The organism is Nonomuraea maheshkhaliensis, from assembly GCF_039529435.1.
Lineage (GTDB): Bacteria > Actinomycetota > Actinomycetes > Streptosporangiales > Streptosporangiaceae > Nonomuraea > Nonomuraea maheshkhaliensis.
In genome coordinates this window covers 1-18,535 of the sequence record NZ_BAAAMU010000177.1, presented here as the reverse complement: position 1 = coordinate 18,535, position 18,535 = coordinate 1, and the positions used below count along the sequence as shown (strand labels likewise).

General features: G+C 70.3%; 17 protein-coding genes. 12 read left to right on the top strand and 5 right to left on the bottom strand.

Annotated elements, in window-relative coordinates; all coding sequences use genetic code 11:
* The coding region (locus tag ABFX54_RS52195) for a hypothetical protein (protein ID WP_346114733.1) at nt 1-311 on the bottom strand (311 nt) is incomplete at its 3' end.
* Here ABFX54_RS52195 and ABFX54_RS52190 point away from each other — a divergent pair.
* The 10 genes from ABFX54_RS52190 (at nt 310) to ABFX54_RS52145 (ending at nt 11,853) form a co-directional block, all read left to right on the top strand.
* Nucleotides 310-534, top strand: a complete 225-nt coding sequence (locus ABFX54_RS52190) for a hypothetical protein (RefSeq protein WP_346114731.1) — start codon at nt 310-312, stop codon at nt 532-534. The two genes, ABFX54_RS52195 and ABFX54_RS52190, sit on opposite strands and share 2 nt — an antisense overlap.
* Nucleotides 535-826: 292 nt before the next feature.
* Nucleotides 827-1,198, top strand: coding sequence for a hypothetical protein (locus ABFX54_RS52185; RefSeq protein ID WP_346114729.1), 372 nt, complete (start codon nt 827-829; stop codon nt 1,196-1,198).
* Nucleotides 1,195-2,298 carry a GNAT family N-acetyltransferase gene (locus tag ABFX54_RS52180; protein ID WP_346114728.1) on the top strand — a complete coding sequence of 368 codons (1,104 nt, stop codon included), beginning with the start codon at nt 1,195-1,197 and terminating at the stop codon, nt 2,296-2,298. The genes ABFX54_RS52185 and ABFX54_RS52180 overlap by 4 nt, the downstream gene beginning before the upstream one ends.
* A gap of 173 nt (nt 2,299-2,471) precedes the next feature.
* On the top strand, nt 2,472-3,305 hold the full coding sequence (locus ABFX54_RS52175; RefSeq protein WP_346114727.1) for a glycosyltransferase family 2 protein: 834 nt from the start codon (nt 2,472-2,474) through the stop codon (nt 3,303-3,305).
* 14 nt (nt 3,306-3,319) lie between these two features.
* Nucleotides 3,320-4,261 carry a glycosyltransferase gene (locus ABFX54_RS52170; RefSeq protein ID WP_346114726.1) on the top strand — a complete coding sequence of 314 codons (942 nt, stop codon included), beginning with the start codon at nt 3,320-3,322 and terminating at the stop codon, nt 4,259-4,261.
* The gene (locus ABFX54_RS52165; protein ID WP_346114725.1) at nt 4,258-5,061 is read left to right on the top strand and encodes a polysaccharide deacetylase family protein; all 804 of its coding nucleotides are present in this window, start codon (nt 4,258-4,260) and stop codon (nt 5,059-5,061) included. Before ABFX54_RS52170 ends, ABFX54_RS52165 begins: the two co-directional genes overlap by 4 nt.
* Nucleotides 5,054-6,370, top strand: a complete 1,317-nt coding sequence (locus ABFX54_RS52160; RefSeq protein WP_346114724.1) for a lipopolysaccharide biosynthesis protein — start codon at nt 5,054-5,056, stop codon at nt 6,368-6,370. The genes ABFX54_RS52165 and ABFX54_RS52160 overlap by 8 nt, the downstream gene beginning before the upstream one ends.
* 1,163 nt (nt 6,371-7,533) lie before the next feature.
* Nucleotides 7,534-9,831 (top strand): proline-rich domain-containing protein, encoded by a 2,298-nt coding sequence (locus ABFX54_RS52155; protein ID WP_346114723.1) that lies wholly within the window; start codon nt 7,534-7,536, stop codon nt 9,829-9,831.
* Nucleotides 9,832-9,873: 42 nt separating this feature from the next.
* The gene (locus tag ABFX54_RS52150; RefSeq protein ID WP_346114721.1) at nt 9,874-11,154 is read left to right on the top strand and encodes a DUF418 domain-containing protein; all 1,281 of its coding nucleotides are present in this window, start codon (nt 9,874-9,876) and stop codon (nt 11,152-11,154) included.
* 33 nt (nt 11,155-11,187) lie between these two features.
* A complete protein-coding gene (locus ABFX54_RS52145) occupies nt 11,188-11,853 on the top strand; it encodes a GNAT family N-acetyltransferase (RefSeq protein ID WP_346114720.1) in 666 nt (221 codons plus the stop codon).
* Nucleotides 11,854-11,904: 51 nt separating this feature from the next.
* Here the strand turns inward: ABFX54_RS52145 and ABFX54_RS52140 are convergent, their stop codons facing one another.
* The 3 genes from ABFX54_RS52140 to ABFX54_RS52130 all read right to left on the bottom strand — a co-directional run bounded on the left by ABFX54_RS52140 (nt 11,905) and on the right by ABFX54_RS52130 (nt 15,243).
* A complete protein-coding gene (locus ABFX54_RS52140; protein WP_346114719.1) occupies nt 11,905-13,296 on the bottom strand; it encodes a GH39 family glycosyl hydrolase in 1,392 nt (463 codons plus the stop codon).
* A 128-nt stretch (nt 13,297-13,424) separates the two neighbouring features.
* Complete coding sequence (locus ABFX54_RS52135; protein WP_346114717.1) at nt 13,425-14,177, bottom strand: SDR family oxidoreductase; 753 nt, start codon at nt 14,175-14,177, stop codon at nt 13,425-13,427.
* 40 nt (nt 14,178-14,217) lie between these two features.
* The gene (locus ABFX54_RS52130) at nt 14,218-15,243 is read right to left on the bottom strand and encodes a phosphotransferase family protein (RefSeq protein WP_346114716.1); all 1,026 of its coding nucleotides are present in this window, start codon (nt 15,241-15,243) and stop codon (nt 14,218-14,220) included.
* Nucleotides 15,244-15,402: 159 nt separating this feature from the next.
* Between ABFX54_RS52130 and ABFX54_RS52125 the strand changes: the two genes are divergently transcribed.
* Both ABFX54_RS52125 and ABFX54_RS52120 read left to right on the top strand, forming a co-directional pair.
* A complete protein-coding gene (locus ABFX54_RS52125; RefSeq protein ID WP_346114715.1) occupies nt 15,403-16,485 on the top strand; it encodes a GNAT family N-acetyltransferase in 1,083 nt (360 codons plus the stop codon).
* Nucleotides 16,482-17,606: a DegT/DnrJ/EryC1/StrS family aminotransferase gene (locus tag ABFX54_RS52120; protein ID WP_346114713.1), complete on the top strand. Its 1,125-nt coding sequence runs from the start codon at nt 16,482-16,484 to the stop codon at nt 17,604-17,606. Before ABFX54_RS52125 ends, ABFX54_RS52120 begins: the two co-directional genes overlap by 4 nt.
* Here ABFX54_RS52120 and ABFX54_RS52115 read toward each other — a convergent pair.
* A partial coding sequence (locus ABFX54_RS52115; protein ID WP_346114711.1) for an aminotransferase-like domain-containing protein occupies nt 17,584-18,535 on the bottom strand: 952 nt, incomplete at its 5' end. The genes ABFX54_RS52120 and ABFX54_RS52115 overlap by 23 nt on opposite strands.

Below are 18,535 nucleotides of genomic sequence, written 5' to 3'. Positions count from 1 at the left end.
CCACCCCCACCCCCAACGCCGACGCCAACGCCGACGCCGAGCCGGACCCGCACGCCGGACGCGCCGCGGGCCGCCACCCGGCCGAGCACCAGGCCGGCCACGGGACGCTCGGCTCGCCCCGCTCCCACCCGGCGCAGGGCGGCGCCCGCCGCCAGGCTGGGCGCCTCGTGCCCGGACGGGATCGACGGCGCGGCCAAGATCGGGCTGAGCGCCCGCAACGCCACCGTCTCCTGGGTGGCCACGGCCTCGCAGGGACTGGACGTGTTCCCGGCCAGCGGGTCGATCAGGCGGGGCGCCTCGGTGACGCTCATGGTCACGGTCGTCGACCCGACCGGCTCTGGCAGCGGCCGCGTCGCCTTCACCTCGAACGGCGGCACCGCCACCTGCGCGCTCTCCTGGCGCGGGCAGGACGGGCCGAGCGCCTCCGACCCGCCCGGTGACGAGCCGTCGGTCACCGGGGAGCCGACCTCGGGCCCCGATTCACCCGACCAAGAGCTGCGGACGTCCTCCACGAGCGAACCGCTGCACGACTGATGTGCAAAACGGGTGAAAACTCACAGTAGATCCACAGGATTGATCGACAAATAGGCATATATCGGGCCCTGAGTCGAAGATCCTAGGCCACATAGGGCATCCTGGTGTGCTTGGGGACAGCATCGGGGCAGACGATCTCTTGACCGTGTGTTTAACGTCACACGAAGAAGTCTCCGCCTGCGGTAAACCGGAGTGCGTCGCCAAGCGTCGGCATTGACGTGTCCACGCGCGGATTGGTCCCATGAACTGCGATCAAACGCGCTCGACCAGTAGGAGCGGGAGATAAACAGGAATGCTCAAGCAGCACCGCAGAGCACTGGCCTGGCTGGTGGCGCTCGCCTGCATAGCGGGGGCGGTCATCGCGCTGTTCGACATCGAGACGCCGCTGCGCCCGTTCCTGATCTCCCTGTTCCTTCTGGTGGTTCCTGGGGCGGCAGTGGTGGGACTGTTGCGTGATCGTGATCCCCTTGCCGCACTATCAGTAGGAGCCGCCGCGAGCCTCGTACTGAACGTGCTCCTAGCCGAGGCCATGCTGCTCTTCAACGCGTGGTCACCCCGAGCCGGCGTCGCGACGGTCGCCGTGCTCGGAGGGTTCATGTACGTGCTTCGCGTGTTGTACCGGGGGAAGAACATGCAGACCGAACAGGGGGCCAGTGCAAGGTGAACATCCAGGTAGTTCGGCCGGGAGAGCTCGGAGACTCCGAGCGGGCCCGCTGGCGTGAGCTGCAGAAGGCCGACCCGAGTCTGGACAACCCGTTCCTGTCGGTCGAGTTCGCCGTGGCGATGGACCGCTTGCGCGACTACGTGAGGGTGGCGGTCATCTCCGATGGCGGCGGCATCAAGGGATTCTTCCCGTACGAGCGGCACAGCTTCGGCATCGGCAAGCCGCTCGGCGGCTTCCTGACCACGTGCCACGGGTTAATCGCGGAAAAGGACCTGCGGCTCGACGCCAAGGCCCTGCTGCGCGCATGCAAGCTCAGTGTCTTCGATTTCGACCACCTGGTCGCGGGGCAGCCGACGTTCGCCCCTTACGAGGCCGACGTGCGGCCCGCGCCGGTGATGGACTTCACGGCCGGCTTCGACGCCTGGCTCGAACAGGTCAAGACCAACTCGCCGAAGAACCTCAAGACCGTCCGCTACAAGGAGCGGAAGTTCGGCAGGGAGCAGGGCGGGCTGCGCTTCGAGTGGTCCTCGGCCGATCCCGAGGTGCTGCGGACCCTGCTCAACTGGAAGTCCGACCAGTACCGCAGGACCGGCCGGGTCGACCGGTTCGCCCAGCCGTGGATCGTCGAGCTGACCGACATGATGCATGCCGAGAACTCATCGGACTTCGCGGGCGTCCTGACCATGCTGTATGCCGGGGACGTCCCGGTGGCCGGGCATTTCGGCCTCCGTACGGCGACCACGCTTGTAGGGTGGTTCCCCGCCTACGACACCGAGTTCGGCCGCTATTCGCCGGGCATCGTCCACCATCTCCAGATGGCCGAGGCCGCCGCGAACGCCGGTCTGCACATGGTCGACATGGGCAAGGGCGGCAAGGAGTACAAGGACTGGCTCAAGAGCGGCGTCCTGTACGTCGCCGAGGGCCGCATCTCAAGACCGTCCCCGGCGGCGACGGTTCACTGGATGGGCCGAACTCCTTTCAACAAAGCCCGAACAATTGTCATGGATCGGCCGTCTCTCTATAGAGCAGCCGACCGTGTACTCAAGGGTTTCGGTCGGGTGCGCAGTTCCATGCAGCAACAGGAGTCACCCAACACGTAACCCAGCAGCGAACGGAGCGCCCGCGTTCCGCCCCAGAAAGACCCCCGGCACAGCACACCCTCACACGCACAGGACCCTCCGATGCACCGTTCGCCGGCTTCGCCATTCCCGCAGCACCCGGGGATGACACCGTCCGGCTCGCACCGTAGGGCCCCGGAAGGATTTCCCTCGCCATGAGTCCCGAGATCACCAAGCACAACGGCAAGGTTCACTCCTCGCCCCTCCGCTCGATGCCGCCGCCTTCGAGCTTCACCCCCGTGACGCCGCACCTGGCCATCTCCCCGACGGTCAGCGTCGTCGTCCCGGCGATGAACGAGGCCGAGAACCTGCCCCACGTGTTCGCCACCATCCCGCAGTGGGTGGACGAGATCGTGCTCGTCGACGGCAACTCCGTCGACGACACGGTGGCCGTGGCCAAGCGGCTGCGGCCCAACGTGAAAGTCGTGACGCAGACCGGCAAGGGCAAGGGCGACGCCCTGTCCGCCGGCTTCGCCGCGTGCACCAGCGACATCATCGTGATGATCGACGCCGACGGCTCGACCGACGGCCGCGAGATCATCAACTTCGTCGGGGCACTCGTGACCGGCGCCGACTTCGTCAAGGGCTCGCGCTACGCCGCCGGAGGCGGCAGCGACGACCTGACGATCAACCGGCGGCTCGGCAACAAGGTGCTCACCGGCATCGTCAACGTGATGTACCGCACCCAGTACACCGACCTGTGCTACGGCTACAACGCCTTCTGGGCCCGCCACCTCGACACGCTCGACCTCGACTGCGACGGCTTCGAGGTGGAGACGCTGATGAACGTGCGGGCGGCCAAGGCCGGGCTGAAGGTGCACGAGGTGCCGAGTCACGAGCGCAACCGCATCCACGGCGAGAGCAACCTTCACGTCGTACGAGATGGCTTCCGCGTGCTCAAGACCATCCTGAAGGAGTGGCGTCGCCAGCCCGCTCCCCCTCAGCCTGAGCCCGCCGCCACTCCCGCCGCTGACCGAGGCGTCGCATAAAAAAGAGGACCGTTGTGAACACGTCTGTTGTCATCTGCGTCTACACCGACGAGCGGTGGGAGGACATCAGGCAGGCAGTCGAGTCGGTCGAGAACCAGACACGCCCGGCACACGAGCTGATCCTGGTGGTCGACCACAACCCGGACCTGCACCTCAAGCTCAAGCTCGAGTACCCGCAGGCCATCGTGGTGGAGAACACGCACGAGCAGGGGTTGTCAGGAGGCAAGAACACCGGTGTGGCCACGGCCAACGGTGAGATCGTGGCCTTCCTCGACGACGACGCGGTCGCCGACGCCGGGTGGCTGGAGGCTTTGGAGGAGGGCTTCCAGGAACCCGGCGTGGTGGGCGTCGGCGGCCGGACCGACCCCTTGTGGGCGTCGGGCCGGCGGCCGCGGTGGTTCCCGTACGAGTTCGACTGGACGGTCGGCTGCACCTACCGCGGCATGCCCGCGGTCAGGGCGCCGATCCGCAACGTCATGGGCGGCAACGCCGCCTTCCTGCGCGACGCCGTGTCCGAGGTGGGCGGGTTCCACAGCGGCATCGGGCGCAGCGTGCAGGGCCGCAAGTCGCGCCCGCTGGGCTGCGAGGAGACCGAGTTCTGCATCAGGCTGAGCCAGCGCAGACCGGGCTCGGTGATGCTGTTCGAGCCGCGCGCCGTGATCGGGCACAAGGTGTCCAGGGTGCGCGAGCGGTTCGCGTACTTCAGGTCCAGGTGCTACGCGGAGGGGCTGTCGAAGGCCCTGGTGACGCGCGAGGTCGGCACCCAGGACGGGCTGTCCAGCGAGCGGGCGCACGCGCTGAAGACGCTGCCGCTCGGCGCGCTGCGCGGGGTCGGCGAGGCACTGCGCGGCGACATGGGCGGGCTCGGCCGGGCCGCCGCGATCGTGATCGGGCTGGCCTGGACGACCTGGGGGTACGTCGTCGGTTCCGTACGGCTGAAGGCGGCACGATCATGATCCGCGTACCGATCCTGATGTACCACTCGGTCACCGACACGCCCAACGACGAGACCAGGCCGCACGCGGTGCGGCCCGGCGACCTGGCCGAGCAGCTCGCCTACCTGTCGGAGAGCGGCTTCACGCCGCTCACGCTGGGCGACCTGGTGGCCTCGCTGAACAAGAACAACGGCCGCTCGGTGCCGGACAAGCCGATCGTGGTGACGTTCGACGACGGCTACGCCGACTTCCACAGCCACGCGCTGCCCCTGCTCGAACGCTACAACTTCCCCGCCACGGTCTTCCTGACCAGCGGCTGGGTGTCCGACGCGGGCAAGGACGCCGCGGGCAGGGCCCTCGACGACATGCTGTCCTGGGGCCAGGCCCGCGAGGCCGCCCAGACCGGCATCGAGATCGGCGGCCACAGCCACAGCCATCCGCAGCTCGACCAGCTCCGCATGGAGGACCTGCGGCAGGAGCTGCGCAAGAACAAGGGCCTGCTGGAGGAGAAGATCGGCGCGCCGGTCGCCACCATGGCCTACCCCTACGGATATTCGAGCGCCCGCGTCCGCCGCGAGGTGCGCAAGGCCGGCTACTTCGCCGCCTGCGCCGTGAGCAACACGATCGCCGCCGACCGGCACGACATGCTCGCCATCCCCCGGTTGACGGTCGGCAAGGGCACGACCATCAACATGTTCAAGCGCGCCGTAGAAGGCAACGCCGTCCCCCTCATCTACCTGCGCGAGCGCATCCTCACCAAGGGGTACGCGGTCGTGCGCAGGACGAGGTACGGGCTGCAGCGGGTGCGCGGAAATGTCTAGCGTCTGGGCGAAGGTCCGCACCGACCTGCGCAACCCGCTGTTCCGCCAGGGCTACGCGCTCATGGCCAACACCGTCGTCACGGGCGTGCTGGGCATGGGCTACTGGCTGCTGGCCGCCCACTACTACACGCCCGAGGAGTTCGGCCGCGGCCAGGCGGTGATCACGGCGATGCGGCTGTTCGCGTCGCTGACCGCGCTGGGGTTCGTGGGCGCGCTGGCCCGCTTCCTGCCGGTGGCGGGCCGCCGCACGCCCGAGCTCATCCTGCGCGGGTACGGCCTGGCCGCCGCCACGGGCGGGGTCGCGGCGCTCGGCTTCCTGCTGACGCTGCCGCTGTGGGGGCAGACGTACCAGGTGCTCGGCGGGTTCGGGCCCGGGCTGTTCTTCCTGGCCTCCGTCGTGGTGTGGGCCGTGTTCACGCTCCAGGACGTGGTGCTGACCGGGCTGCGCCGGGCCACGTTCGTGCCCATGAACAACCTGATCTTCGGCCTGGTCAAGATGGGGCTGCTGGTCGCGCTGGCGGGCGCGCTGCCCTCGGGCGGTGTCTTCGTCTCGTGGGTGATCCCGACCGCGCTCGCGCTGATCCCGGTCAACTGGCTGATCTTCGGCGTCGTGGTGCCCCGGCACCTCAAGCAGGCCGCCCCCGTCCACGAGCCGCCCCGGCTGCGCGAGGTCGGCCGGTTCCTGGCGGGCGACTTCCCCGGCACCCTGTCGATCCTGGCGATCGTCTACCTGGTGCCCGTCGTCGTCGCCACGCAGGTGGGCGAGGCCACGTTCGGGCGCTTCTCGATGGCGCACACGCTGGCCAGCATGATCGAGCTGCTGGCCATGAACATGGCTGTGTCGCTGACCGTCGAGGGCTCTTTGGATCGCGCCAAACTGGCCGAGAACTGCCGGCGGGCGCTGCGGCGGGCCTTCATGATCGTCACGCCGATCATCACGGTGGCGATCCTCGGGGCGCCGCTGATCCTGCGCATCTTCGGCTCGGAGTTCGCCGAGGAGGGCACGACGCTGCTGCGGCTGATGGCGCTGGCCGTGCTGCCTCGGGTGCTGATCGAGGTCTATCTGAGCGCGCTGCGGGCGCAGAGCAAGGCGCGCACGCTCGCGGTCGTGCAGATCGGGCTGGCGGTGGCGGTGCTGGTGTCCACCCTGGCGCTCTTCCCGTACTTCGGGGTGAACGCGGTGGGGTACGGATTGCTCCTCAGCGAGGTGCTCGTCGCACTTTTGATCTTCGGAAATCTTCGCAAAATTCTCAAGTACGGCGAAAGCGGTAGGCCGACTGTCACCCAGGGGTCGTCCGGGGCCGCATGATGGTCAACGTGAGGCAACGGGACGGCGATGGCATGACAACCGGGGGCACCGGCTCTCCGGACGTGCGCGGGGACGACGTACGTGAGGACGTGCGCGCGGACAAGGAGGAGTCAGACGTGCCCTTCGATCCGGAAGCTACGGGAGTCATCCCGAAGCTGACGTTCGACCCCCCGCCCGCGGGCGAGGGTTCCGGCGCGGCTGACGACTCCCCCAAGAGCACCGGCGCCTCCTCCGGGAGCTCCGCCGGTTCTTCCGGCGACGCCGACTCCCCCACGAATCCTGCCAACTCACCCAAGCCCGCCACCGGCTCTTCGGGGAGCGCCACCGGTTCTCCGGGACGCTCCGCCGGCTCTTCGGGGAACTCGGCCGGCTCGTCGGGGGGCTCCGGCGGTCCTTCCAGTGGTTCCGCCGACGACGGTCCCGAGGCGAGCGCCGACCAGACCACGGCGATCCGGCTGCCTTCGCCGCTGCACATCGGCCAACCGCCCACGGGGCGGGCCGACGACGGGGCGGTCCCCACCCGGCCGGGGCTGCGCTCAGAGCCGCCCAGCGGGCCTCAGACGGCCGGTGGGAAGCAAGGGGCCCTTGGGGCTCAGGCGACCACTGCGACGAAGCCAGGCGCGCCTTCAAAGCCGTCCAGCGCCCCTCGGCCAAGCGGCCCCCAGCCGTCGGGCCCTCAACCGAACGGTCCCCAGCCCTCCGGCGACGCTGAGCCGACCGGCGGTTCCCGTCCCGCCACCGGCCCGAAGCCGGAAAGCCCACGCCCGCCCGGTGGCACCGGCACCAAGCCCGGAACGCCCGCCAAGGGCACGACTCCGGCGCAGGCACGGCCGAGCACGGCGAGCCCCGTGGCCGGCACCCAGCCGATGAAGGTCCAGCCCACCGGCACGTCCGCCACCGGCAGCCCGACCACCGGCACCTCGGCCCCGGGCAGTCCGGCTCCCGGCGCGCCCTCAGCCGCCGGCCCGGCCGCTGAAGCGCCGACTGCCGGCGGCCCGGGCAAGGCGGGCTCTGCCGGGGCGGCGCCCGCTCAGGCGGGGCCTGGTGCGGGAGGTGCGGTCGCGGGGGTTCATCCGTCCGGAGGGCCCGCGACCGGTGCGGCCCCCGGTGGTGCGGCGCCCGGAAGTGCGGGGACCGGGGCGGCGCACAGTCTCAAGGATCTCGTGCGGCCGGCCACCGCGCCGCCGCCCGGCGGAGGCGCGCCCGCGCAGAGTCCGCAGGGGGCGCCGGTTCAGGGCGGGCCACCGCCGCAGGGCGAAGCGCAGGGGCGGCCGCAGGGCAGGCCGCAGCAGGCACCCGCGAAGCCCAGGACGCTGCGGGCGAAGGTCAGCGCGCTGATCGCGAGCGCGCCCAAGTGGCTGCCCGTGCTGCTGACCCTTGAGGGCCTGGTCATGTACATCCTCGCGCTCAAGGTGCCCCCGGGCCCCCTGCGCGGGGTCAACCCGGCCGACATCGACGGGCTGGGCCTGATCTCGGCGCTGCCGACCTCGGCGTTCATCGCCATCCTGATCATGCTCGTGTCGTTCTTCGTCACGGTCTCCCAGAGCACGGACCGCAAGTTCCTGCTGCTGTTCCAGATCGCCGCCATCACGTTCGCGCTGCACGGCGCGGGCGCCCTGGTGGCGGAGGAGCCGCGCTTCCCGACGGCCTACATCCACGCCGGTTTCGTGGAGTTCATCGGCAGGACCGGCGAGACGGCGATCAACATCGACGCCCGCATGGGCTGGCCGGGTTTCTTCGCGTTGTTCGCGTTCGTGACGAAGGCCGCCGGCATCAGCGACATGACGACGATCCTGCAGTGGACGCCGCTTCTGTCGAACCTGCTCTACCTGCTCCCGTTCGTGCTGATCCTGCGCCAGGTGGTGGCCACCACGCGGGCCAGGTGGTTCGCGGCGCTGCTGTTCGTGCTGGTGCAGTGGATCGGCCAGGACTACTTCTCGCCGCAGGGCTTCACGTTCGCCCTCTATCTGGCGTTCGTGGCGATCCTGTTGCGCTGGTTCGGGCGGGTGGAGACACGGACCAAGCCGGTCCCGCCGAAGGGCCTGCGCAAGTGGCTCGGCAAGCTGGACGCGATGACTCCGGGCGAGCTGGCCAACACCGGCACGTTCAGGGCCGACAAGCTGCTCATGCTGATGATGCTGATCGCGCTGTTCGTGGCGTCGGTGGCCTCGCACCAGATCACGCCGTTCATGATGCTCGGCGTGGTGACGGCGTTCCTGATCTTCAAGCGGACCACGCTGACCTGGGCGCTGCCGTTCTTCCTCGGGCTGATGGTGCTGGCCTGGATCAGCTACATGACGGTGGGCTTCTGGGCCAGTCAGATCGACACGATCTTCGGCGGCCTGGGCAACATCCTGGCCAACCTGCAGAGCAACACCGGCGACCGGATCGAGGGCAGCGACCCCGCGCACGCACTGGTGCTGCAGGCCCGGCTGGGCATCCTCGCGGCGATCCTGGCCTGCGCGGCGGCCGGGCTGTTCCGGCGGCTGCGGCGCGGGGTGTTCGACCGGTCGGCGCTGATCCTGCTGTGCGTGCCGGTCCTGGCGCTCGGCCTGCAGAGCTACGGCGGCGAGATCGGGCTGCGGATCTACATGTTCGCGCTGCCCGGCGCGTGCCTGCTGGCCGCGTACGCGTTCTTCCCGAACCTGCCGGCCGACAGCGCCGACGTGCGCGAGGAGACCGTGCCGCTGCGCAAGCGGAACGTGCGCTTCAACCCCGAGCTGACCAAGAAGATCTCGCTGGTGCTCGCCGCCTGCTTCGCGATCATGTTCGCGATGGCGTTCTTCCTGGCGCGGTACGGCAACGAGAAGTTCGAGCGGGTCACCACGGGCGAGGTGGCCGCGCTGCACTACGTCTACGACCACGACAAGCCCAGCGCCAAGGTGCTCTACCTGGTGCCGAAGGAGGGCCCTGAGGTCACGCCGACGCTGCCGTGGGGCGAGCGGGACGTGGAGCGGGTCAACTTCGCCGAGCAGGCGCTGGTGTTCAAGGACCCGTCGCGGATCGACAACGCCGTGGAGAAGCTCAAGGCGCAGCCGCGTAACTCCTACCTGATGGTGAGCCGCGGCCAGGTGAGCTATCTGCAGCTCAACGAGGGTTTCCCCGAGGACTGGGGCGAGCGGTTCCGGGCAGCGCTGGACAAGTCGCCGGACCTGAAGAAGGTGCTCTCGAACGAGGACGCGGCGCTCTACACCTGGAAGAAGTTCGTCAGGGGCACCGAGATCCCCGAGCCGAACCCCTACAAGGGGCGCGGCGACCCCACGACGCCGTGGACGCCGGTCGGCATCGCCGCGCTCGCCGTGACCTGGGTCACTCTCTTCAGCTACGAGATCATCCGGCTGAACGGCCCGACCCGGGCACCGAGGGCGCGCAAACGCCTGCTGTTCCTGGCGGTGCCGGCTTTCGCGATCGCCCTCGCGGTGATCGTCGAGCGGTTCATCTACATCGCGCAAAATAACTGAATTCACAGGAAACACTCAGGTTGTGCGGGATGATGTCCCTCGATGAGGACACAGGGGACATCTCCCGCCAGGCCGGACGCACCACTCGCGGTAGCGAGGATCGCCTCCGTCGATGCCTTACGGGGTTTCGCGCTGTTCGGCATCCTCGTCGTGAACATCGCCTTCCTGGCCTCCGGTTACCGGATGGCCGGGCTGGCGGAGCCGGCGTTCGACTCGTCCCTCGACTGGGGCGTGCGGTGGGTCGTGACGCTGCTCTTCGAGAACAAGTTCTACCTGCTGTTCTCCTTCCTGTTCGGCTACAGCTTCACGCTGCAGGTCGACTCGGCCGCGCGCCGGGGCCTGCCGTTCGCGCCGATGTTCCTGCGGCGGCTGGCGGGGCTCGGGCTGCTCGGGCTGGCCCACGCGGTGCTGCTCTTCCCCGGGGACATCCTGACCACGTACGCGGCCGTGGGGCTGGCCCTGCTCCTGTTCCGCGCGGTCAGGCCCAGGACGGCGGTGCTGCTCGCGGTGGCGCTGACGGTGCTGCTGGCGCTCGGCTTCGCGCTGCTGGCGGTGCTGGCCACGAGCGGGATGGACATGTCGGGCCGGGTCGCGGACGGGGCCGCGCAGGCCGCCGCGTCCGACTCGGCCCTCGGCGGGGCGTTCTGGGACATCGTCTCCGAGCACCTGAGGAAGCTGTCGCTGATCATCGTGGCCCGCGTGTTCTTCCAGGGACCGGCGGTGCTGGCCGCGTGCCTGATCGGGCTGGCGGTGGGCAAGCTGGGCGCGCTGCGCGACGTGCGCGCCTACACGGGGACGCTGCGCCGGCTGCAGTGGACGGGGTTCACGGTCGGGCTGGCCGGCGCGCTGTACTACACGCTGTCGGCCTGGAACGGCGCGGCGCACAAGTTCTGGGGCGAGGCGGTGGACCTGGTCACGGCTCCGCTGCTGGCGGCGGCGTACGCGGCGACGTTCCTGCGGCTGCTGCCGTACCTGCCGCGGCTCGGGCGGGCGCTGGCGGCGCCGGGCCGGATGGCGCTGTCCAACTACCTGGCGCAGTCGCTGATCTGCTCGCTCATCTTCACCGGGTACGGGCTGGCGCTGATCGAGCGGGTCAGCCCGCCGGTGGAGGTGCTGATCGCCCTCGGGATCTTCGCCCTCCAGGTCGGCTACAGCCGGTGGTGGCTCAAGGGGCATCGCTACGGGCCGGTGGAGTGGTGGCTGCGCTACCTGACGTACTGGCGCAGACCCGCCGATCGTACGGGCTCAGGAAGCGGCGGCACAGGAGACGGCGGGACGGGCGCCAGGCGCGGGCGGCACGCGGCGCCGGCGAAAATGGCATGACCGCGGCGGCGTGAGCCGGAACAATGGAGCGGCATGCGCCACCTACCCCTCTTCGGCCTGCGCCTGACCACGCCCCGCCTGGAGCTGCGGCTGCCCACTCTCGACGACCTCGACGAGCTGGCCGATCGCGCCCTGGAGGGTGTCCACGACCCTGAGCGGATGCCGTTCTTCGTCCCGTGGACGCAGGCGCCCGCCGACGAGCTGCCGGCCAATCTGATCCGCTACCACCTCGGCGTCATGTCCCGGTGGCAGCCGGACGACTGGTACGGCAACTTCGCCGTCGTGCACGAGGGGCGGGTGATCGGGGTCCAGGACCTCTCGGCGCGCGGGTTCGCGGTCACCCGCCACGTGAGCACGGGCTCCTGGCTGGGCCAGGCCTACCAGGGCAAGGGGCTCGGCACGGAGATGCGCGCCGCCGTCCTGCACCTGGCCTTCGCCGGCCTGGGCGCGCTGACGGCGGGCAGCGGCGCGTTCGTCGACAACCCGGCCTCGCTGGGCGTCTCACGCAAGCTGGGCTACCGGCCCGACGGGGTGTCGGTGCACGAGGTCCGCGGGCGGCGGGCCGTCGAGCAGCGGCTCCGGCTCGAACGGGACGAGTTCACCAGCCCGGTTCCGGTGGACGTCAAGGGCCTTGAGCCCTGCCTGCCCCACTTCGGCCTCAGCCCGGCGCGCGACGCCGATCGGCCCGAGCCGAGCTGAGCGGTGATGCGGGCGGGCCCTGTCAGGCCCGCACCGATCCCGGACGCCGGGTCAGGCGCCGCCGCGTCCCGACCACTTGATCTCGTACGGCGCCAGCGTGACCTGACGCCCGTCCACGGTCGCCGTGACGTCCTCGCCCGAGGTGTTCACCATCACGGTCTGCCGCTCCTGCGCGATGGCCTTGACCTTCGGATCGGAGGACTCCACCTCCTGCACCCGCACCCCGGAGGGGAACCACTTGGTGAAGCCGCTGAGCAGCCCCGCCATCGGCAGCTCACCACCCACCTTGGGCCCCCAGAGGCAGCCGGCGCACTCGCCCTGCCCCTTCAGCTGGGGGTTCCAGTACAGGGCCGTGGTGACGCCGCTCTTGGCGAACTCCATCAGCGCGCTCGCCTGCACGGCCGTGCGCTTCTCCTCGCTCCACTGCGAGTTCTCCGGCTCGACGTACCATTCGGCCCACCACACCGGCAGGTCGTCGCTCTTCTGCCGCAGCCAGGTGGTGATGGCGCCGAACTTGGCCTGGGCGCCGAAGTCGTCGGGCACGTTGCCCTTGTCGTTCGTCATCGACGCCCCGTCGACGACGATGAAGTCGGCGCCCTTCTTGTGCTCGATCCAGTACTTGACGGCTTCGAGCGCCCGCTGGTCGACCGAGCCCCAGGGCCCGCGCAGCTCCGACGGCCCGCCACGGGCGGCGTTGCTCTCGATCGGGATGTAGGGGCCCCCGACCTTGATGTCCTTGTTCACCTTCTTCAGCGCCGTGTAGACCTTGTTGTACATCTCGGTGTACGCCTCGGCGTCCCACCGGTTGGTGGTCGGGTCCCAGAAGCCCTTGAACTCGTTCCACACCATGTAGTGCTTGACCGTCGGGTACTGCTTGGCCACCCGCGTGGCGAGCTTGGCGAAGTCGTCGAAGTGCTCCCGCTCGGGGGCGACCGTGTGGTTCTTGTTCCAGTCCGTACGCCCGGCCTGCCCGCCCTTCATCCAGTCGGGCGCGCAGCAGAGCGTGATGATCGGCACGCCCCTGGAGGACGACATGAACGTCAGCCGCCGGTCGAGGTCACGGAAGTTGAACTGCCCGGGGCTCGGCTCGGGGTTGCCGACGCCCCAGCCCATGATGTGCTGGTTCTGCAGCATCGGGACCCGGCCCAGCACGCCCCTGGCCTCCTCCACGACGCCCTGCGGCTCGTTGTCGGCGCTGTACTGCGTGTGGGTGATGCCCCAGCGCGGCCAGTTGGACAGCGCGGGCGGCTGCTCCAGCTGGGGCGCCGGCTCAGTGGGCAGGTTGGTGGCCACCTCGCTGCCCGTGAACTCGCCGCGGGCCTTGGTGCGCAGGGCAGCGTAGACCATGATGCCCGCCACCAGGACGACCGCGAGAATGCCGGCTCCAAGTGCGATCGGCCACGGCGATCGTCGGCGCGCGTGCCGGCCGTCGGTCGGTATCACTGAACGCTCCTCATCCTCGCGAGACGTTAGGGAGGATCACGAACCTACAAGATTCGCAAAGGTAGAAGGGGCCGGGCAGCAACCCAGCCCCTATTACGGTAATAGTCCCGCTTGCAAGCCGCTTGCCGTCAATCTGCACGTGGCGGTCGCTGCCCGCCCGCCGGTCCCGGCACCCCGGCGTAGCGGTACGGCACCGGCTGGCGGCCCGGCTGGACGATGAGGAGCGTCCCCGGGGTCTCGGAGTAGAAGGCGGTCTCGACGACGGCGGCCACGTCCTCGGCGGTGAGCAGGGGGAAGCCGGCGTTGACGAACATCTCCCGAGAACCGGCCACCAGCGGCGTGTCGGTGAAGCCGGGGCACACCGCACCGATGCGGACGTTCTTGGCGGCCAGCGGTTCGGCCAGCGCCCTGACCAGGCCCACGACGGCGTGCTTGGTCATGGTGTAGATCGGGTCTCCGGAGAAGCCGACGAGCCCGGCCAGCGACGCGGTGACCACGACCGCGCCGCCGCCCGAGCGGGTGAGCAGCGGCAGGCCGGCCCGCACGCCGAAGACCACGCCGTCGACGTTGACGCCGACGACCTGGCGGTAGCGTTCGAGGTCGAAGTCGGCCAGGTCGACGCCGCCGCTGACGCCGGCGTTGAGATGCATCAGGTCGAGCCGCCCGAAGCGGCTCTCGGCCAGCGCCACGGCCTCCAGCGATGCCTCCTCGCTGCTGACGTCGGCCGCCAGGAAGGCGCCGTCCACCTCTTTGGCCAGCCGCTCGACGCCCTCGCCGTCGCGGTCGACGAGGACGCACCTGACGCCCCCGCCCGACAGACGCCGGGCCACGGCGGCCCCGATGCCGCTCGCCGCTCCGGTGATCAGTGCAACTGTGCTCATGGGCGCTCCTTGCGGGGGTCGGAACCCGTGGTCGAGGCGTTCAGTGCTGGTCGAGCATGCGGTGCGCGCGGGAGATCAGGGTGGGCACGGCGGATCCGATGCGGTCGAATCCCTCTCCCACGGTCTTACCCTGCCGGAAGCGGGCGTGGATACCCTCCACGATGACGGCCAGCTTGAAGTTGCCGAAGGCCACGTAGAAGCCGAGGTCGGAGATCTCGCGCCCGGAGACCTTCGTGTAGTGGCCGGCGAACTCGGCGGCGCTCAGGAAGCCCGGCGCCACGGTCACGTCTCCGGCCACCGGGATGCGGGCCCGCTCGTCGTCGCCGCGGTCGTGCCAGTAGGTCAGGGTGAGCCCGAGGTCGGCCAGCGGGTCGCCGAGCGTGGACATCTCCCAGTCGACCACGGCCGTGATCTCCAGGTCGCCGAGCCGCAGCAGCGTGTTGTCCAGCCGGTAGTCACCGTGCACCAGCGTGCCGGCCGCCTCGGCGGGCAGCCGCGCGCGCAGGCGCTCCACGAGCCGGTAGTAGTCGGGCAGGTCGGCCGTCTTCGACCGCTCCCACTGCTGGCACCAGCGGTCGAGCTGGCGCGCCATGTAGCCCTCCGGCCGGCCGAAGTCGCCCAGGCCCACCTCGCGGTAGTCGACGGCGTGGATGGCGGCCAGCACCTCGGCCAGCCGCTCCGACAGGCGGCGGGTCTGCTCGGGGGTCGGGTCGCCGAGTTGCTCGCTCTCGCGTACGGCGACGCCCTCGACGTACCCCATGAGATAGAACGGCGACCCGATCACGTCCTCGTCGGCGCAGAACGCGACCGGCTCGGGCACGGGCACCGGCGTCGGCGCGAGCGCCGAGATGACCCGCCACTCCCGCCGCATGTCGTGGGCGGTGGGGAGCACGTGCCCGAGAGGCGGCCGGCGCAGCACGAGACGGCGCTCGCGGGCCTCGACCACGTAGGTCAGGTTGGACCTGCCGCCCGAGATCAGCGCGACGGACTGCGGCTCGCCGGCGTCGGGCACGTTACGGCCCATCCACTCGACCAATCGGGGGTGGTCGATGCCAGGTACGGTCATGGACACACATTAGAACGCCACTCGGTCCTGAACACCACCTGGGAGTTGTGTAACGTTCCGGACCTGCGGCTATACCACAAGGCGAGATCCTTTAATCTGGCTGTAGAACACCCCCCGGCCCAAGCTGGACGAAGAGTGCATGCCCGACAGTAGGAGCCCATGCGCATCACCCTTGCCCTGCCTCGCGAACTGGGCCCGACGGAAGTGACCCGATGGCGCGCACTCCAGGAAGCGCACGCCGCCTTCGACAATCCCTTCCTCTCCCCCGAGTTCACGCTCACGGTGGGCGAACTCCGCGATGACGTCAGAGTCGCCGTCGTCCACGACGGCCAGGAGATCGTGGGGTTCTTCCCGTTCGAGCGACATCCCCTGGGCATCGGCAAGCCCGTCGCCTCCGGGCTCACCGACGCGCAGGGGCTGGTGCACGCCAAGGACGTGCACATCGACCCGGTCCGGCTGATCAAGGCCTGCGGGCTGTCCGTCTACGAGTTCGACCACCTGGTGGCCGGTCAGCCGCTGATGGGCGAGCATCACGAGCGGCATCCCTCGCCGATCATCGACCTGCGCGACGGCTGGGAACGTTACACGGAGTTCCTGCGCCTGCACTCCGGCAAGACCTACAAGTCCACCCTGGCCAAGTCGCGCAAGCTCCAGCGCGAGGCCGGGCCGATGCGCCACGACTACGCGACCACCGACCTGGCGCCCCTGCGCACGCTGCTGGGCTGGAAGACCGACCAGTACCGGCGCACCGGCCGCACCGACAGGTTCGCCCACAAGTGGATCGTGGAGCTGGTCGAGCGACTGCTGGCCACGCAGTCCGAGAGCTTCGCCGGGGTGCTGGACATGATCTACGTGGACGAGCGGCCGGTGGCCGGCCACTTCGGCATCCGCACACGCACCACGCTCGCGGGCTGGTTCCCCGCCTACGACCCGCAGTACGGCAAATACTCCCCCGGCCTCATCCACCACCTGGCGATGGCCGAGCGGGCCGCCGAGTCCGGCATCGAGATCCTTGACATGGGCCGGGGCCAGAAGGAGTACAAGGACAAGCTCAAGAACGGCGAGCTGGAGGTGGCCGAGGGGCGCGTGGCCAGGGCGGGCGTCGCGGCCGGGGTGCACTGGCTGATGCGGGTGCCCGCGCGGAAGACGCGCGCGACGGTCATGGCCAATCCGCTGCTGCTCAAAACTGCCGACAAGGCGTTGAAAACCTACGGAAGACTGCGTACTGTCCTACAAGGGTGAAACGCATCGCAGAGCGCACAGACCGTTACTGTCTGTCGCTACCGTCCAACCGGCTCGGCCTCTACCTGGCGCTACGCCACTGGTGCCGGCCCGGTCAGCGGCTGCTGATGTCCCCCATCTCCGCCGACGAGATCCTCTTCCTGGTGCTCGCGGCCGGGCTGCGCCCGGTGATCGCGCCGCTGTCGCCCCGTGACGGCAACATCGATGTCGCCCGGGTGGATCTCGGCACGGTCGACGCCGTGCTGACGACCAACCTGTACGGCCTGCCCGACGACGCCCCCGCCTTCGCCGGGAAGATCCTGATCGAGGACGTCGCGCACGCGATGGAGACCGACCTCGGCGGACGGCCCCTCGGCACCTTCGGCCAGGCCGGGGTGTTCAGCCTGTCCAAGCATCCCAGCGCGGGCTCGGGCGGCGTGCTGGCCGTGGAGAGCGCGGCCGATCTCAAGGCGCTGACCCGCGCCCGTGACGAGCTGCTGACCGGCGGGTCCCTGCGCGCCGACCTGCTGAGCGTGGGCACGTCCATGGCCCGGCAGGCGGCGCTCAAGCTCGACCTGGTGCGCCCCGCGCTCAAGCTCATGCGCCGTCTCGGCCTCCAGGAGCCGCGTGAGGGCTTCCGCATCGCACTGGCCGCGCCGGAGCTCGAACGGGCGCTCAAGCAGATCCCCTCGCTGGCGCCCTTCGACCCCTGGGTCCACGCCGACCTGCACCTCTACCGCGCCCGGCGGGGGCGGGTGGCCCGCTGGTACCAGGCGCGGCGGGTGGCCAAGGTGCCCCGCGACCGGGCGCGCCGGCTGGCGGGCGTGCAGCGCCTGGCCGAGCTGCCCACCATCGCGCCGGCCGTGCTCGACGACCTGCGGCGGCCGCTGTTCCGGGTGCCGCTCCTGGTGCGCGACAGAGACACGGCCATCGCCGAGCTGGAGCGGCACGGGGTCTCCACGGGCTACCTGTACGACCCGCCGTACGACGACTACGCCCCCGCCTTCACCGAGCACTCCCCCGACCCCGCTCCCGCGCGCTGGTGGGCCAGGCACGTGCTGCCGGTGGACCCGATGTACACCGCCCGCTCCCTGCCCGTCCTGCGCCTTCTGGAGCCGCCTACGGCCGGCCCGCACGGATGAGGGCGGCCAGGATCTTGCAGCCCCGCCTGACGTCGGGCAGCGAGGCGGAGCCGTACCCGATGACCAGGCCGTGCAGGCGCGTGCCGGCGTGGTGGTGGCGTTCGGTGGAGTCGAGCAGCACGCCCTGCTCCCCGGCCCGCGCCACGACGACGGGCACCAGGGGCGCGGGCAGCTCGGCCAGGACGTGCAGCCCGGCCGTGTCGCCGCGCAGCCGGCAGACCGGGCCGAGGAGCTCGACGACGGCGGCGCGGCGGCGCGCGTACTCCAGCCGCATCCTGCGCAGGTGCCGGTCGATGTCGCCGCGCTCCAGCAGGGTCGCCACCGCCTGCTGGACGGGCCCGCTGGTGCGGTCGCCCATCGCGCGGCGCAGCTCGGCGAGCCGGCCGACCAGCCCGGCATCCCCGACCAGCCAGCCCACGCCCACGTCGGACGCGAGGATCTTGGACAGCGTGCCGAGCAGCACCACCCGCTCGGGGTCGAGGCCGTAGAGCGCGGGCAGCGGGGCGACGTCGTAGCGGAACTCGGCGTCGTAGTCGTCCTCCACGATGGTCGCGCCCGTGCTCCGCGCCCAGGCCAGCAGGCGCTCCCTGCGCGGGATCGGCAGGCGGCCGCCCAGCGGGTACTGGTGGGCGGGCGTGGTGTAGAGCACGCGCAGGTCGGACGGCAGCGTGTCGACGATCACGCCGTCGGCGTCGACCGGGCAGGGCACCACCTCTGCGCCCCTGACCCCGAACACCGTGCGCGCCACGTGGTAGCCCGGGTCCTCCACGCCGGCCTTCGCGCCGGGGCGGAGCAGGGCCAGCGCGCACAGGTCGAGGCCGTTGCCGGTGCCCCGGGTGACCATGATGTTCTCGGGGCCGACGGCCATGCCCCTGGCGCGCCTGAGGGGCTCGGCGAGCAGCTCGCGGGTGCGCAGCAGGCCGTACGGG

What these genes read in the sequence shown, in the direction of transcription:
- ABFX54_RS52190 (WP_346114731.1), top strand. Translation starts at nt 310, where the DNA reads ATGGTCACGGTCGTCGACCCGACCGGCTCTGGCAGCGGCCGCGTCGCC.
- ABFX54_RS52185 (WP_346114729.1), top strand. Translation starts at nt 827, where the DNA reads ATGCTCAAGCAGCACCGCAGAGCACTGGCCTGGCTGGTGGCGCTCGCC.
- ABFX54_RS52175 (WP_346114727.1), top strand. Translation starts at nt 2,472, where the DNA reads ATGAGTCCCGAGATCACCAAGCACAACGGCAAGGTTCACTCCTCGCCC.
- ABFX54_RS52150 (WP_346114721.1), top strand. Translation starts at nt 9,874, where the DNA reads ATGAGGACACAGGGGACATCTCCCGCCAGGCCGGACGCACCACTCGCG.
- ABFX54_RS52130 (WP_346114716.1), bottom strand. Translation starts at nt 15,243, where the DNA reads ATGACCGTACCTGGCATCGACCACCCCCGATTGGTCGAGTGGATGGGC.
- ABFX54_RS52125 (WP_346114715.1), top strand. Translation starts at nt 15,403, where the DNA reads ATGCGCATCACCCTTGCCCTGCCTCGCGAACTGGGCCCGACGGAAGTG.
- ABFX54_RS52165 (WP_346114725.1), top strand. Translation starts at nt 4,258, where the DNA reads ATGATCCGCGTACCGATCCTGATGTACCACTCGGTCACCGACACGCCC.
- ABFX54_RS52145 (WP_346114720.1), top strand. Translation starts at nt 11,188, where the DNA reads ATGCGCCACCTACCCCTCTTCGGCCTGCGCCTGACCACGCCCCGCCTG.
- ABFX54_RS52160 (WP_346114724.1), top strand. Translation starts at nt 5,054, where the DNA reads ATGTCTAGCGTCTGGGCGAAGGTCCGCACCGACCTGCGCAACCCGCTG.
- ABFX54_RS52135 (WP_346114717.1), bottom strand. Translation starts at nt 14,177, where the DNA reads ATGAGCACAGTTGCACTGATCACCGGAGCGGCGAGCGGCATCGGGGCC.